15 protein-coding genes, 1 tRNA gene and 2 pseudogenes are annotated in these 13,737 nt (G+C 67.0%); 8 read left to right on the forward strand and 10 right to left on the reverse strand.

Features of this window, described 5'->3' with window-relative positions; all coding sequences use genetic code 11:
- Positions 1–213: 213 nt before the first annotated feature.
- Positions 214–474, reverse strand: a pseudogene (locus A5700_RS27325) (arginine--tRNA ligase); the annotation flags it as partial.
- Between the two features lie 115 nt (positions 475–589).
- On the opposite strand from A5700_RS27325, the gene A5700_RS00975 reads away from it, so the two are divergent.
- Positions 590–662, forward strand: a tRNA-Arg gene (locus A5700_RS00975).
- A gap of 62 nt (positions 663–724) precedes the next feature.
- Here the strand turns inward: A5700_RS00975 and A5700_RS00980 are convergent.
- From A5700_RS00980 to A5700_RS25825, 4 genes are all read right to left on the reverse strand, one after another.
- Positions 725–1,234, reverse strand: a complete 510-nt coding sequence (locus tag A5700_RS00980; RefSeq protein ID WP_231973759.1) for a site-specific integrase — start codon at positions 1,232–1,234, stop codon at positions 725–727.
- Positions 1,235–1,608: 374 nt separating this feature from the next.
- Positions 1,609–2,154: a hypothetical protein gene (locus A5700_RS00985; RefSeq protein WP_068068845.1), complete on the reverse strand. Its 546-nt coding sequence runs from the start codon at positions 2,152–2,154 to the stop codon at positions 1,609–1,611.
- A gap of 18 nt (positions 2,155–2,172) precedes the next feature.
- Entirely contained in the window at positions 2,173–2,901 is a 729-nt protein-coding gene (locus A5700_RS24845; RefSeq protein WP_082960427.1) for a hypothetical protein, read from the reverse strand.
- Positions 2,901–3,515: a Pycsar system effector family protein gene (locus A5700_RS25825; protein ID WP_156671012.1), complete on the reverse strand. Its 615-nt coding sequence runs from the start codon at positions 3,513–3,515 to the stop codon at positions 2,901–2,903. The genes A5700_RS24845 and A5700_RS25825 overlap by 1 nt, the downstream gene beginning before the upstream one ends.
- Before the next feature lie 867 nt (positions 3,516–4,382).
- Here A5700_RS25825 and A5700_RS25830 point away from each other — a divergent pair.
- The gene (locus A5700_RS25830) at positions 4,383–4,649 is read left to right on the forward strand and encodes a hypothetical protein (RefSeq protein WP_156671013.1); all 267 of its coding nucleotides are present in this window, start codon (positions 4,383–4,385) and stop codon (positions 4,647–4,649) included.
- 161 nt (positions 4,650–4,810) lie between these two features.
- Here the strand turns inward: A5700_RS25830 and A5700_RS00990 are convergent, their stop codons facing one another.
- On the reverse strand, positions 4,811–6,577 hold the full coding sequence (locus A5700_RS00990; RefSeq protein ID WP_068068848.1) for a GNAT family N-acetyltransferase: 1,767 nt from the start codon (positions 6,575–6,577) through the stop codon (positions 4,811–4,813).
- A gap of 80 nt (positions 6,578–6,657) precedes the next feature.
- Here A5700_RS00990 and A5700_RS00995 point away from each other — a divergent pair, with 80 nt between their 5' ends.
- The 5 genes from A5700_RS00995 (at position 6,658) to A5700_RS01015 (ending at position 10,419) form a co-directional block, all read left to right on the forward strand.
- Positions 6,658–7,437: an alpha/beta fold hydrolase gene (locus tag A5700_RS00995; protein WP_068068851.1), complete on the forward strand. Its 780-nt coding sequence runs from the start codon at positions 6,658–6,660 to the stop codon at positions 7,435–7,437.
- Positions 7,438–7,739: 302 nt separating this feature from the next.
- Positions 7,740–8,495 (forward strand): S9 family peptidase, encoded by a 756-nt coding sequence (locus A5700_RS01000; protein ID WP_068068853.1) that lies wholly within the window; start codon positions 7,740–7,742, stop codon positions 8,493–8,495.
- The gene (locus A5700_RS01005; protein WP_068068856.1) at positions 8,492–9,172 is read left to right on the forward strand and encodes a Type 1 glutamine amidotransferase-like domain-containing protein; all 681 of its coding nucleotides are present in this window, start codon (positions 8,492–8,494) and stop codon (positions 9,170–9,172) included. The genes A5700_RS01000 and A5700_RS01005 overlap by 4 nt, the downstream gene beginning before the upstream one ends.
- A gap of 42 nt (positions 9,173–9,214) precedes the next feature.
- Positions 9,215–9,904, forward strand: coding sequence for a glycoside hydrolase (locus A5700_RS01010; RefSeq protein WP_068068857.1), 690 nt, complete (start codon positions 9,215–9,217; stop codon positions 9,902–9,904).
- A gap of 206 nt (positions 9,905–10,110) precedes the next feature.
- Positions 10,111–10,419: a DUF732 domain-containing protein gene (locus A5700_RS01015; protein WP_068068860.1), complete on the forward strand. Its 309-nt coding sequence runs from the start codon at positions 10,111–10,113 to the stop codon at positions 10,417–10,419.
- A gap of 19 nt (positions 10,420–10,438) precedes the next feature.
- Here the strand turns inward: A5700_RS01015 and A5700_RS01020 are convergent, their stop codons facing one another.
- Both A5700_RS01020 and A5700_RS01025 read right to left on the reverse strand, forming a co-directional pair.
- Positions 10,439–10,897 carry a hypothetical protein gene (locus A5700_RS01020; RefSeq protein ID WP_156671016.1) on the reverse strand — a complete coding sequence of 153 codons (459 nt, stop codon included), beginning with the start codon at positions 10,895–10,897 and terminating at the stop codon, positions 10,439–10,441.
- A 112-nt stretch (positions 10,898–11,009) separates the two neighbouring features.
- Positions 11,010–11,567, reverse strand: a complete 558-nt coding sequence (locus A5700_RS01025) for an NUDIX hydrolase (RefSeq protein ID WP_068068863.1) — start codon at positions 11,565–11,567, stop codon at positions 11,010–11,012.
- Positions 11,568–11,591: 24 nt separating this feature from the next.
- Between A5700_RS01025 and A5700_RS01030 the strand changes: the two genes are divergently transcribed.
- Complete coding sequence (locus tag A5700_RS01030) at positions 11,592–11,963, forward strand: nuclear transport factor 2 family protein (RefSeq protein ID WP_068068865.1); 372 nt, start codon at positions 11,592–11,594, stop codon at positions 11,961–11,963.
- 6 nt (positions 11,964–11,969) lie between these two features.
- Here the strand turns inward: A5700_RS01030 and A5700_RS01040 are convergent.
- Both A5700_RS01040 and A5700_RS26450 read right to left on the reverse strand, forming a co-directional pair.
- Positions 11,970–12,955 (reverse strand): annotated as a pseudogene (locus A5700_RS01040) (sensor domain-containing protein).
- Positions 12,952–13,737 (reverse strand): hypothetical protein, encoded by a 786-nt coding sequence (locus tag A5700_RS26450; RefSeq protein WP_068204359.1) that lies wholly within the window; start codon positions 13,735–13,737, stop codon positions 12,952–12,954. Before A5700_RS26450 ends, A5700_RS01040 begins: the two are co-directional and overlap by 4 nt.

Raw genomic sequence — 13,737 nt, forward strand, 5'->3', positions numbered from 1 at the left:
CGCGAGCTGGCCGGCTGGCTCGCCGAAGCGGTGGCGCAGGCCGACGGCGTCGCCGCCGCCGAGGTCGCCGGGCCCGGCTTCATCAACCTGCGCCTCGAGGCGTCGGCGCAGGCCGCGGTGGTCGACAACGTCATCGACGCCGGCGACGGATACGGTCACTCCGCGGCGCTGGCGGGGCACAAGATCAACCTCGAGTTCGTGTCGGCCAACCCCACCGGGCCCGGCGACCTCGGCGGCGGCGACGCCGTCGGCCTGCGCCACCGCTTCGGCGAGCCAGCCGGCCAGCTCGCGCGGGTTGGCGCCGACCTTCTTGCCCACCTGCAGCGCCAGGTTGCTGGCGTAATCGCCGTGCTCGGGGTTGCGCGGGCGCTCCACGGTCACCGCCGGCGGCAGCGCGGAAGCGTCCAGCCCACGCTCGGCGAGCACCGCGGCGGCGGTGTTCCTGAGCAGCTCGGCGAGGTCGGCGGGGGTCACGAGCGTCCATCCTATTGGCTGAGGTGCCGCCGCCCCGAATCCATTGCGGTGACCGGCCCGCCCGCCGGATGCGTTAGTCTGTCTAGGCCCACAGGCGCATCGGGTTCTCGCATGCGCCCCCGTAGCTCAGGGGATAGAGCGTCTGCCTCCGGAGCAGAAGGCCGCAGGTTCGAATCCTGCCGGGGGCACAAGGTGACCAGCACTTTCGCCGGCTCACACGGTGCGCGAAGGCCCGGAACCGGCCTCGGTGTCACGAGGATGTCACAACTGCGCCCAAACTCTGCCCGGCCGCCTTCAGCGCGTCGTCCTGGCTGTGCGTGTACAGACGCGCAGTGGTCGCCGGGTCGCAGTGCCCGAGCCATTCGGCGATGACCGCGATCGGCACGCCCCGCAGATGCATCGCGGTGCCGCAGGAGTGCCGGGCGTCGTGCAGACGGATCGGCCGCACACCCGCCGTCTTGGCCAACTTGCGCCACATCCGGGTCAGCGCGTCCGGCGTGTACGGCTCCCCCGCCTCGTTGACCGCCACGTAGCCGCTGTCGGTGTGATCGACGCCAAGCGCGAGGCGTTCCTGCGCGTAGCGGGCCGACGCGCGCTTGAGGACACCGACCAGGCCGTCGTCGATCGGCAGCGTCCGCCGTGACGCGAGGGTCTTGGGGTCTCCCTCGACAACGTTGCCCGCGCCGGCCTGCACCCGGTTGCGAGCCACGGTGAGCGTGCCGGCGGGTGGCGACGCCGGTGGTGGAGTCCCGCAAGCCATCTAGCGCCCGTCCATCCGCGGTCGGCAGACGCCGTCGCCAGCCCAGCCTCATCAGGTCACGACACACGAGCGCACGCGTGGACGCTGCACGTGCCGGGCAGACGCGGTGATCGACATCGTCAGCGCGTAACGCGCGCCGCGGCGCCCGCGTCGTCGCCGCAGGTCAAGGCCGCAGCCCCCACCCCGAAAAAATGAGGCCCCCGGCCAGCCGACTCCACACCGGGGTAGTCGACATTTTTTTGCGACGCGGATTTTTCGCGCGGACGCTCAACGAGTGCGCGGATTCTCGGTGCCGCATGGGGTGCTCAGGCATGTGAATGCGACTCGTATGCGACAGAACCGGTGCTGCGAGGGATGCACGCCGCCCCCGGGGCCTATGCGAAATCCTTCATCGCCAACGACTCCGGTGCCATCGGTTTGGAAACGAAGGTGCGACCGCCGCTCGACACGGTGACAACTATCCGGTGCGGCTTGTCTTCGATGCTGTCGGCGCCCACCTTCAAATTGCGCGCCCCCTCGTAGCGGGTGAAGAAGATCTGCTCCGCACCCGCCGGAATGTCGCATGGCACTTCAGGCGATCCGATCTGTTCACCCAGGGTGTTGAACGATACGCCGGTCGGGTCCGCACGGATCGCCCAGGCCGCGACGTGAAATTGCGCGCGCCCTGCGTTGACCACCTTCACACCGACAATTAGCGGACCGGGTGAAAACTGCTTTGCCGCAATCTCCAACGACTGCCGGGCGTTGGTCAGGGTGGCGTCGTGCGTGACCCTCATCGTGCCGCCAGCCATAACCATGCCGACGATTGGGGTCAGCTTCGGCCGCGCGCCTTGCATGAGAAATGGGTAGATCTGCCAGGTGAGCGAGGCGACGCCGACACCGAAGCCGAACAGACCGAGAACAAACGCTGCGACGGTCAAACCGTGCCCACCGATAGCCTAAGTGCAATTCTCGTCATACCAGTTTTGCATGTGTGTCATGACGGTGTCCGCAGTGTAGCAACCGTTCGTCCAATCCTGTTTCAGGAAAAGTTGGTTTTCTTCGTTTAGATTGCCCGCGAATCCATTCCCGATGTACATAGGAGGTGCGTATCGCTGATTGCCCTTCGCTGCCAATTTCGCCGCATAATTGACCACATCGCCCATATAGACGACGTCGTTGATGCCACTTCCTTCATAACCAGCCTTAATCATCAAGGCTCGACCCCATTCGGCGCCAATACCCGCCTTGATTTCGACCTTGTCATAACCGGCCTTACGCAACTTGCAGTTCAAAACTTTCATTAAGCTGTTTATTCTACACATGCCGGTGAAAACGTCATCTATGTCTGATTTCCAGGGAGTGTTAATTACTGCCCAAACTCCGTCGCCGACTATGTTGATTTCCTTCGTCTTCGTAACAGAATTAAGCACGGCAACGACCTCAGATATGTATGCCCGATACAATTTCGCAAGTGCAGGACGCTGATAGTATGTGGGCAGCGAGGATGAGTCGCGGAGATCGACAAACACTGCAGAGCAATTGGCATAGAACCCGTTGGTGAATGTCAGCCTCGACCGATCAGGCAACTGGTCAACTTCTTCGTAGTTACCTCTGGGAGTCGCAAGTATCTCGTCGATTCTGCGTAGGCTGCTGTAGAAATTGTATTCTTTGTAGTTACTTTCCATTATTTCGCCCACCCTAATAATGCCGCGAGAAACGCCAATAATACTAGGACGCCAATCAAAGCGATGATGCCCCACTTTGTGCATTCAAATTTGCGATGCGCGACGATCGAGTTGGCGTGCACCTGATTTGCGATGTGGCGCACTAATTCGTGCGGATCAGACGTCAGTGCTTTCAGTACTTCGTGGTACGACGGCGCATCATCCGCAAATCGGCGAGCTATATGGGAGTAGTAGAGCAAGTTGCTGAAGTCCTCTGGTTGTCCCCTAATCTTGCGTCGCGGTATGAGCGCCGCTGCGGCAAAGCCGCCCGCTGCGAAGATGAACACGCTGCAGGACACGGCAAGCACTACGAGGTAGCAAGGAAGGCGGTGCTGGCCCTCCATCTGGTCCTTGATCAAGTTGTAGAGGACACCGCCCGCTACGCCCGCGGCCGTCAGCACGACGCCGGCTTTTGCTTCGCTATGCCTAATCCAGTCGTTAACTAGTGTCAGCGCTTTCCAAGCCTGTTCGGGATCGGGATCAGTCTCAGGCTCCGGGGTGGCCGCGGCCTCCAACTCCTGTCTTAACCACTGGAGCAGGCGGCGGCGAACGCGGCCCCGCACGGGTTGTGTCACCGCTCCTGCTTTCCTCGCACTGTCCTCACTTCAGCCTTACATCCGCGTCAGTATCGAAACCATGCGACACGCCGGGGGCCAGCGTTGCCCGCCGGGTGGCTGCCGTGATGCATAAGCACAGCCATCACCTTGGCCTCACTGATCACACCGGGGATCGAAGGTCACTGTGAGGACGAAGGCTCAGATAACCTGGCAACCTGCGATTTGGGGTGTTCAGTGTCACCACGGTGTCACAACTCGATCGAAACTACCCCGGCGAACGGGTGCGGAAGGCTGCGGTAAGGCATGAACTGTTGTCGCAGGTCAGCCACGATGTCTGTCGTCGGCGCGTGTGGCGTGACGGAAGGCAGCGGGGGCACAAGGTCAAAACTGCCTCTCACCAGCCACTATATGCTCCAGAGACCGCCCTGATGGCAGCACCAACAATCTCTCAACGATCCGCCGTCTTCGCTGGTAGGTCGGATTCATTAGCTGGCCATGCTGCTCAACTCAAGGCTTGCCTAGCGGGTCTGGAGGCGAGTCATCGGAGTTTGATCCGTTGATGCCGCCAGCGGAGGTTCCGTCATCCGGGTCACAACGACATCGTGTTTGGTCCCATATCCGAATCTGCGCCTGGGCCGACGTAGGCGCTTCAGCGAGAACCGAACCGTAAAGGCCGAAATGATGGCCCGTCGCCGCAATAGATAACAGATATATTGCGACCGTCGCCCGGTCTTGACTGCCGAAAAGTCGTTGGTGTTTTTGACCAATGACGCAAAGGCAGGCGGAATGCGCATCGGCCTGCATACGATGAGCACCGAAATCTTGCCTTCAGCGGATGAATGGGCGCCGATCGGAATGCGGCCTTGAACACGACGTGGAGTGGTCATGACAATCAGGAATACGGTCGGATGCCTGCTGACGGCAGCGATCGCCGTCGCTCTCGCATGGGGACCTGCCGGCACGGCGAACGGCACTCCCGGCGATGGGCCGCTCTATCAGAATTGTGTGAACACGCAGATGAAGCCTGTCGGCGGCACGATCGTCGACGTGATGCAAGATTGCTGCAGGCAATATTCGGGCAAATTGGATCCCGCCACTGAGAACTGTGTGTTCCCAGACGGGACTTCGGCTTACGCCCACCCCAATCGCTGACCGGCAACCTCGTCGACAAGTAGCCCCGCGTCTACGGAGCGTGGGTTCGCGACGCCGTCAGGTGGTGCGCGGCTCCGGCGAGGCCCTTGTGGCGCAGTCGCTTTCGAAGGCGTGAGCGTCAGTTCTTTGCCGACCTCGTCGAGCGCACCGAGGACCCGGACTCAGATGGTGCATTTCAACCCGACGTGGGCGGCGTGGTATCCGAGCCGGGAATAGAACGCCCGGGCTCGTTCGCGAGCTCCGTCCGTGGTCACCTGCGCCAGCCGCGCCCCGTGTGCTCGGCCGTAGTTGTGTGCCCACTCGACGAGTGCGGTACCGAGACCCTGTCCGCGTTCGGCTTTGGCGACCCGCAGCCCCTCGATCTGCAGCCGGGTGGCGCCGCCGCGGGAAAGGCCGGGAATGATGGTCAGTTGAACGGTCGCGACGACCACGTCGGAACTGTTCAGGACGACTCCGAGGTAGTTGGATCGGTTGCGAACGACGATGTCGTAGGCCGCCTCGTAGCGTTCGAGTTCGGCGCCTTCGCGATCGTGACCGAACTCATCATCGGAGAGCAGCTCGGCGATCACCCCCACGTGTTGGCGCGTCGCACGTTGCACACGAAACGTGCGGCCTGCCACCCGCAGCAGTCCTCGAACCGAGGACTGCGCCTGTGCCTGTAGGCGCGCCACCAACAGGTCCAGCCACGCCCCCACGTTGGTTCGTGCCTCCGCGGTATCGGGGTAACGGCATCGCAGATGTAGCCCGGACTCGTCCTGAATGAACCAGAGCATGACGTCGTCGGTGTGGATGCTTGCACTCACATACTGGGCGTCGAGTCCCACCGAGTCGATGCGTACGGGAAGCCTGCGTTGGTCCAGCCAGGAAATCGCAAACATGCCGGTTGCGACGGGCATTCCACCCCACGGAGCCAGGACGTCCGCCAGTGGCCAGGAGCCCAGCTGCACAGCTTCTTTGACGGCCGCGGCAGCGGCGTGCGGCTCGGCGCACTCTGACTCCAGGACCGAATTGGTGATGAACCAGCCCACCGAGTCGTGCCATCTGTCCTCAAATCGGCTGTGCACGGGGAAGACCGCGCGCAGTGGCGCCCCGGCCAACTCGCGGGTCACCGCAGTCATGGCGACCACCGCGAGCGCCAACGTCGAGACACCGTCATTGCGTGCCTGCGCGGCGAACGCGGCGCCGTCATCGACATCGAACACGTCACGCACTTCGACGCGTTCCGGATGCGGCCCGGACTCACCCAGCGGCAGCGGAAACCGTGGCATCACCCCGCCGCTGTCGCTGATGATTTGCGCCCACCGCGCGCGCACGCGGTCCGGTGCAACGGGGCGGTCCAACAGTGCTTGCGTGTGCACGACGAATGCCGGCGGTGGCTGCAGGGGCGGCGTACGTCCGATCCGCGCGTCGGCGAGCATCGACAACAGGTCCCGGGCGATCACCAGCATCGACCACATGTCCACGTGGGCGTGATCGGCAGCGATCACCACCGTCGACCCGGCGGCCGTCTCCAACACACACAACCGATGCGAAGGCCGCTGATACGGCGAGCATGTCGCATTGAGAACTATTCGCAGTGCGTCGTTGACCGCCTGGCCCGCAGCGATCTCATGCTCTACCCACTCGCCGGGGCGAACATCGATCTCATGCAGCTGCGGATCGCCGTCCGCCCCGGGTGTGAATGCCGTCCGCAACGTGCCGTGGCGGTCGATCACACCCAGCCACGCTTCGGCCAACGATTGGCGGCTGACCCCCGCGGGCAACCGAATGGACAAAGCCATCCAGGAGCCGGGTCGCGCGCCCGCACCGACGTGTATGCGCTGGTCAAAGGACACCGGCAGCTGACGACCGAGGTCAGACACCGACACGTCGTACCCCCAGAGTCGTCCGAAGGGTAGCCGCAGGTGCGCCACGTTGGTCAGCCGCATGGCGGTACCCTAACGCCCCAGATAGCCTGAATGCTCGGTCAGCGCGGGGCGAGCCGTCGGGTCATGAAAAGAGTTGCGTGATGTCCACTTTCGTGGTTCCCGGAGCAGAGCTTGCCGTGGAACTGAGCGACGAGGGTGGTCATCCGGTAGTTCAACTGCACGGGCTCACCTCCAGCCGGTCTCGTGACCGGGTCCTCAATCTCGATCTCGGCAGGGGGCTCAGCGGGACCCGATTGCTGCGGTATGACGCACGGGGGCATGGCAAGTCGACTGGACGCAAGGTCCCGCAGGATTACCGGTGGGAACGCCTCGCCGAGGATCTCTTGCAACTGCTCGACGAATGGTTTCCCGGCGAACAAGTGCACGGCGTCGGCCCGTCCATGGGAACCGGCACGCTGCTGCACGCCGCCGCCCGAGAGCCGGACCGTTTCGCCGGCCTCACGCTGATGGTGCCGGCCACCGCGTGGGAAACCCGGCCCGCGCAGGCGGCGAATTACCTGGCTGCGGCCCAATTAATCGAAACCGAGGGAGTCGGGGCATTCATCGCGGCGGCGCGTGGAGTGACGCCGCCGCCGACCATGGTTGACGCGCCCGAAACAGTTCCCGATGTGGCCGACGCGCTGCTGCCGTCACTGTTTCGAGGCGCGGCTCTCAGCGACCTGCCCGCTCGCGAAGCGGTCGCACGAATCGATGTGCCGACGACGATTCTGGCCTGGGTCGACGACCCGGCGCACCCGATGTCGACGGCGGAATCGCTTGCCGCACTGATGCCGCGGTCAACGCTCACCGTGGCGCACGTTCCGGCCGATGTGGAAACCTGGCCCCAGATCCTGAGCCAAGACGTCGCCCGCAGAGGCTGACTTGTACGCGGACGCCACGCCAGCTCGAATACGGCTGCGAGTGAGCGCACTGCGCCGCCACCACGTCGGCCCAACGCGGCGCGACGCCTTCCCGGTGGTCATATCCACATCGTTTGTTGCACAACGGATTTAATTCGGCCGAGCTGAGGCGGCCGACGACGATCCGGCACGCACACCCGCGTTGTGGCGAAGGCGTGCGGGTAGATGGCTCGATTCGGCAGCCATTGTTCCCGGCGGGCGCACGAACGCTCGTGCAGGTGTCGACCGCACGACCGTCGGCCCGGGCAGGTTAGATCGTCAGCATGGGCGAACGTGTGACGTTCCAAGGTTCGACTGGCGCGACGCTGGCAGGCGTCGTCGAGGTGCCGGACGTCGAGGTGCGGGGCTGGGGGGTGTTCGCGCACGGCTTCACCCTCGGCAAGGATTCGCCGGCCGCGGCGCGGATCTGCAAGCAGCTGGCCGCCGACGGCGTCGGGATGCTGCGCTTCGACGCCCTTGGGCTCGGTGATTCCGAAGGGGACTGGGGCGACGGCTCGTTCACCGTCAAGGCCGACGACATCACCAAGGCGTGCGAGTTCATGACCAGCCGCGGCTCCCCCGCCGACATCCTGGTCGGGCACTCGTGGGGTGGCGCGGCGGTGCTCGCCGCGGCGGGCCGTTCGCCGGGCGTTCGGTCGGTGGTGACCGTCGCCGCGCCGGTGGACCCCAGTCATGTCGAGAAGCATTACGACGCGGTCGTCGACCGCTGCCTGACGGAGGGCAGCGCCGAGTGGATGGTCGGTGGGCGCACGCTGACCCTCAAGCGGGCGTTCGTCGAAGACGTCCGCGTGGCGCAGCTGCACGACAAGATCCGGGGCTTGCGGTTGCCGCTGCTGATCCTGCACTCGCCCACCGACAACACGGTGGGCATCGAGAACGCGAGTGAGATCTTCCGGTTGGCTCGCCACCCCCGCAGCTTCGTCTCGTTGGAGGGATCGGATCATTTCCTCACCGCTCGCGGCCAAGCCCACCGGGCGGGGCGGATCATCGGCGCCTGGGCCGACGCCTACCTCGGATGACCGTCCCGCCGGGCGGCGCGGCCCCGCGGCAACCGCTCTACCTGCTGGCCGACAGCCAGCTGCTGTTCTGGGCGCAGCGCGATCGGCCGCTCCTCGAGGCGGCGGTCGCCGGCCTGCCGCACGACGCGCCGGTGAGCGCGGCCTACATCGGCGCGTCGAATGGCGATCGCCGCGAGTTCTACGAGATCTTCGAGGCCGCCGTCGACGCCATCGGCGTCACGGACCGCCGGATGATCGACTCGTCGTTCGGCGCGGTGGACCGCGCCTTCCTGGGACGCGCACGGTTGATCGTTCTCGCCGGCGGTGACGTGCGGGCCGGCTGGGACACGTTCGTCGAAACCGGCATGCGCGACGTCCTCCTCGACCGGCACGCCGCCGGGGCGGTCCTGGTCGGGGTCTCGGCCGGCGCCGTCCAGCTCGGGCTCTGCGCCCCGGAACCGGACGGACTCGAACTGCTCCGGCTCGTGCCGATGGTGGTCGACGCCCACGACGAACGAGACGACTGGGCGCGGCTCACGCGCGCGATCCAGGCGTTCGGCGGGACGGGCCTCGGCATCCCCTCCGGTGGCGGCGTCGTCGTGCGCCCCGATGGTGTGGTCGCCGCCCTGCGCCGGCCCGCCCACCAGTTCCGTCGCCAGGGCACGCGCGTCGTGCGCACGCTGCTCCCGGCCGAGTGAAAACGGGCCCGACACGTCTCACCCGACGTTAAGCTCCTGCTCATGGGCACAAAGCTGTTGGCCAACGGGCGGGGACGCTGGCTGGCGGTGGCGGCCTCGCTCGTGTTGTCGGCCGGCATGGTCTACGCCCAGGGCGCAAAGCCGCGCCACATCGAACCACCGGCGGCGGCCCCGTCCAGCGCGACGTCGGTTCCAGCGGCGGCGCCCGCGCCGCCCAACGCGCCGCGGACCGCCACGCCCGAAGAGGCGCAGGCCCTTGCGGCCCTGGCCGGGGCCCCGCCCGCGGGCGGCCAGCAGTTCCAGTTCCCGTTGCCCCACGGCGTCGCGCCCGAGGAGCGGCTGCAGGTCAAGACCATCTGGGCGGCCCGGGCCATCGGCGTGCTCTTCCCGCAGATCACCACCATCTACGGCTACCGGGAGGACCCGTTGCCGTGGCACCCGAAGGGCTTGGCGATCGACGTGATGATCCCGAATCCGCACAGCCCCGAAGGCATCGAGCTGGGCAACCAGATTGCCGGATACGCGCTGGCCAACGCCAAGCGGTGGGGCATCAACCACGTGATCTGGCGCCAGAAGATCTATCCGGGTGTCGGCGCGGGCAACTGGACGGCGGATCTGGGCTCGGAGACCGCCAACCACTACGACCACGTCCACATCGCGACCGACGGCGGCGGTTACCCGACGGGCCACGAGACCTACTACATCGCTTCGATGACACCGTCCCCGGAGTGACTCGCGCAACGCGTTGCGGCGCAACGGCATCGGGCGTGCAGCGGTTGATGCGCCACCGCCGGCCCGCGCCCTGACGCACATTGCTGTGCGCCGACATCGCCGACCGCGTTTCAGTTTGCCAGCCTTTGCACAATCGCCGCGCGCACTCATAGTGCGGGCTGCATAATGATGCCGTTAACCCCTCACCGAACGAAAGAGACAACGAGATGTCCATTTGCCGACTTCCCTTATTAGCGATTCCGGCCGTGGTTGCTGCCGCGCTGACCGTGGGTAGCGGAGTCGCCGCCGCCGACGACGACGGTTACCTGGCCCAACTGAAGAAGATCGGCGTGACGTGGCAGTCGGGCGGCGAAAGCTCGCTGATCTCGCTCGGCCACGCCATCTGCTCGGACCGCGCCGCGGGCAAGACCCCGGACGAGCTGGCCAACGACGTCAAGTCCGGCCTGAACAGCTCCTTCTCCTACGGGGACGCGACCGCGATCGTCAGCGCCGCGGAATCGAATTACTGCCCGTAATCGTCCGGGCTCACCCGGCTCACGCCGCGGCGATCGCGGCCACCGGCATCTCCACGCTGCCCTTGCAGGGGCCGTCGGCGATGTCGGTGTGCCACGTCCCGCGCAACGACCCGTCGGCCTGCGGCGTGTAGAACGCCCACGACCTCGCGGGCGCCCACGCCTTCGGGACGCCCGCACCCATGTAGCAATCCCACTGGAAATCGAAGTGTTCGACCCACCTGGCGCCGTCCCAGACGTAGCGCGAGGGCTGGGGCAGCGTCGGGTTCTTCGGGACGGGACCGTTGGTCGCGGTCGCCACGCAGCGACCTGACGCACAGCTGGTGACGAACAGGTAGTCGGCGCGAAAGGTCGGTTCGGCCTGGGCGGCGGCCACGCTGGTGCCCGACTTGTCGGCCGCGTAGCGCACCAACGAGTACGTCCCGTTCCAGGCGGGTGCGGCCGCCCGGGCCGGCCACCCCAAAGCTATGAGGGAGACAATCGCGGTGCTCAGCGCCGCGACGGCACGTTGACCCGCCCGCCGGTCCACCGGTTCATGGTGACGGGTCGACGACGCGGCCAGGTATCGGCGCGGACACGATCGCGCCGCCGGTTCACGGCCGACGCAGCAAGAACAGCGCGTAGGCGGCGAGGGATTGCGCGTCGACCAGCTCCCCCGAGCGGATCATCCGTTCGACCTCCTCGCGCGTGAACCATGCGCTGCGCATGTCTTGCTCCTCGTGTTCGCGGTTCGCCTCCCCCTCGGCGATCCCGGTGGCCAGGAACACCCAGCCACGCTGGCTGGTCATTCCCGGAGCGACGTCGAGCAGCCCGAGCGCCTCGAACGACGTTGCCGACAATCCCGTTTCCTCGCGCAGCTCGCGCGCGGCCAGCTCCGCCGGCTCCGCGTCGGCGAGATCGGGCGCGGTCCCCTGGGGGAACTCCCAGCGCCGCGCGCCCAGCGGGTAGCGGTACTGCTCGACCAGCCGAAATCGCCGCCCGTCGAAAGGCAGAACCAGCGCGTAGGTCGGCTTGTCGATCACGCCGTAGATACCCGGACTGCCGTCGGGGCGGCGGATGTCGTCCTCCCGCAGCACCATCCACGGGTTCCGGTAGACCTCGCGGCTGGCGAGGCGTTCGATGAAAGTCACGCAGCCAGTATCGCCGCCCATGCGGCCGGTGTAGCGTCGCAAGCCATGCCGTCCCAGGAAGCCATTGCGCAGACCGTTCATCGCTACCTCGACCTCGTCGCCACGGGGACCGCCGACGAGATCGTCGCCCTGTACGCCGCCGACGCCACCGTCGAGGACCCGATCGGCTCGGACCTGCGGCGCGGCCCGGAGTCGATCCGCGAGTTCTACGCCGGATTCCAGGACATGAAGAAAGAGACCGAACTCGCCGAAATCCGGGCTGTGGGAAGCGAAGTCGCATTCTTCTGGCACCTCACGCTCGACGCGGGCGGCACCCGGACCCGCATCTCCCCTATCTCGATCATGGCGTTCGACGAGGACGCCAAGATCACGTCGATGCGGGCGTTCTGGACACCCGCCGACGTCAAGGTGCTCTAGCGCCGCTCAGCTCGGGATGCGGCCCAGGATGCCGGACACGATGGCGGCCGCGTCATCGCCGAGATTGCGGCCGATGACGTCGACGTCGACCACGACGTTCGCCTTGGCCGCCACGGCCCGCAGCGCGGCCGTGTCCTGGCTGCCGACGTCGGTGGACCGGCCGTTTTGCAGCACCGCGCTCAACGGGGTGCGTATCGACGTCACGGGGCCCGCTTCGACGGGGGCCCCGACGGTGTACACGCCGGAGACGCCGCCGTGCGCGTAGGTCAGCGGCTTGCCTGCGCAACCGCGGATGTGGTTGACGGTGCTGGCCACGAACTCTTTGCGGCGGCGGCATTGTCGAACGTCGCCACGAACTCGGACACCCCATGCGGAAAGCCGTTGGTGTGCTGACTGAGGTCCACCCCGTAGATCGCGCGGTACCCGCTATCGCGATAGGAGGCGGTCAAGCCGTTAAACACGGCGTCGGTGCATTCGGGTGGGGCGAAGCTGTCGCCCGGTTGTAGGTCGTGGGTCTGCGTCCAGGTTCTGATCGGGTACATGTCGGGCGCCTTGATGAGGTCGGCGACGTCCTCGGGGGTGAGCACCAGCGACTGCAGACCGGCGGCCGTCACCGACGGCTCGGGCGGCGCTGCGCTCGGCGCCGGCGCGGCAGCCGCGGTGCCGCCGGGGGCCGGCCGCGCGGGTTGGCCACCGTGCCGGTCGCCGAGGGTGGTCCACAGCACGACCGCCACGACCGCCAGGATGGTGAACACGTACGACAGCGTCAGCCCGACCAGTGCGCGGTTGCGGCCGGGCTCGTCGCGTCGGCGGATGTCGCGCAGTGCGAAATGGCCCAGCACCGCGCCGACCGGCGCCAGCAGGAACGCGAACACCACCGACAGGGTGGCCAGGGTGTTGACCTCGGGCGCCGGTGGCGGCGGCGCAGCGGGTGGGGGCGCGTGCGGGTCGAAGGGATTTGGCCAGCCGGGGCCGGGCCAGTTGGCCGTCATGAGAACGGGTCGAAGTCGTGGTCGTCGCGCGGTGTCGCCGCCGGCGGCGGTGCGGGGCCGGCGGCCGGTTGCGCGAAGGCCGTCGGAGGCGGAAACCCTGGTATTGCAAGCGGTTTCGGTTTGGTGGCGCCGCCGAAGTAGGCGTTCGACGGGGGCAGTGCCAGCAGGACCGCGGCCGCGACGGCGAGGATGACCGTCACGACGGCGCCCACCTGGAGCAGCTGGGCGAACCACGCGACGGAGCGTGCCGGGTCGAACGCGAGGACGGCCGCCGCCGCTCCGACGGCGACGCCGCAGACGACCCAGCTGGCGACCCGCGCCCAGCGGCGGCCGCGCTCGTCGAGCACGCCCAGCGACACCACCGCCGCGGCGACGACCACCAGCGCGGACGCCCCGCCGACCAGCAGCGGCCCGGGCGGCCCGCCCGGCTGCGCGCGGAAACTCGGGATCGACGCCAGCACCGCGATGGCCGCGCTGATCAGCAGCGCCGCGATGCCGCCGAGGGCGTAGCTGCCGCCGAACACGGTGGCGGGCGACGCGGCCGCGCGGGTGGGCGGCGCCGCCGCGGGGAAGGCCGGCGGCGGGTGACGCGAGACTTGAGATTGCACCGGCGGTGCGGGCCGCGGTGGCGGCGGCGGGAACCCGGGTCGCGGTGGCGGGAAGCCGGGCCGCGGTTGGGGCGGCGGGGGTAACGGACGCGACGGCGGGCCGAACGCTGTCGGCGGCGCGGCCGGCTCGGGGCTGAACGGGTCGAACGACGGATCGTGCGGCGGCTGGGCCAT

The organism is Mycobacterium sp. E1214 (assembly GCF_001666755.1).
Lineage (GTDB): Bacteria > Actinomycetota > Actinomycetes > Mycobacteriales > Mycobacteriaceae > Mycobacterium.

Bases quoted from the DNA above. Each gene is read 5' to 3' on its own strand.
- A5700_RS25830 (WP_156671013.1), top strand. From the start codon at position 4,383: ATGACAATCAGGAATACGGTCGGATGCCTGCTGACGGCAGCGATCGCC.
- A5700_RS26450 (WP_068204359.1), bottom strand. From the start codon at position 13,737: ATGGCCCAGCCGCCGCACGATCCGTCGTTCGACCCGTTCAGCCCCGAG.
- A5700_RS00980 (WP_231973759.1), bottom strand. From the start codon at position 1,234: ATGGCTTGCGGGACTCCACCACCGGCGTCGCCACCCGCCGGCACGCTC.
- A5700_RS00990 (WP_068068848.1), bottom strand. From the start codon at position 6,577: ATGCGGCTGACCAACGTGGCGCACCTGCGGCTACCCTTCGGACGACTC.
- A5700_RS00995 (WP_068068851.1), top strand. From the start codon at position 6,658: ATGTCCACTTTCGTGGTTCCCGGAGCAGAGCTTGCCGTGGAACTGAGC.
- A5700_RS01030 (WP_068068865.1), top strand. From the start codon at position 11,592: ATGCCGTCCCAGGAAGCCATTGCGCAGACCGTTCATCGCTACCTCGAC.
- A5700_RS01010 (WP_068068857.1), top strand. From the start codon at position 9,215: ATGGGCACAAAGCTGTTGGCCAACGGGCGGGGACGCTGGCTGGCGGTG.
- A5700_RS01015 (WP_068068860.1), top strand. From the start codon at position 10,111: ATGTCCATTTGCCGACTTCCCTTATTAGCGATTCCGGCCGTGGTTGCT.
- A5700_RS01025 (WP_068068863.1), bottom strand. From the start codon at position 11,567: ATGGGCGGCGATACTGGCTGCGTGACTTTCATCGAACGCCTCGCCAGC.
- A5700_RS01005 (WP_068068856.1), top strand. From the start codon at position 8,492: ATGACCGTCCCGCCGGGCGGCGCGGCCCCGCGGCAACCGCTCTACCTG.
- A5700_RS01000 (WP_068068853.1), top strand. From the start codon at position 7,740: ATGGGCGAACGTGTGACGTTCCAAGGTTCGACTGGCGCGACGCTGGCA.
- A5700_RS24845 (WP_082960427.1), bottom strand. From the start codon at position 2,901: ATGGAAAGTAACTACAAAGAATACAATTTCTACAGCAGCCTACGCAGA.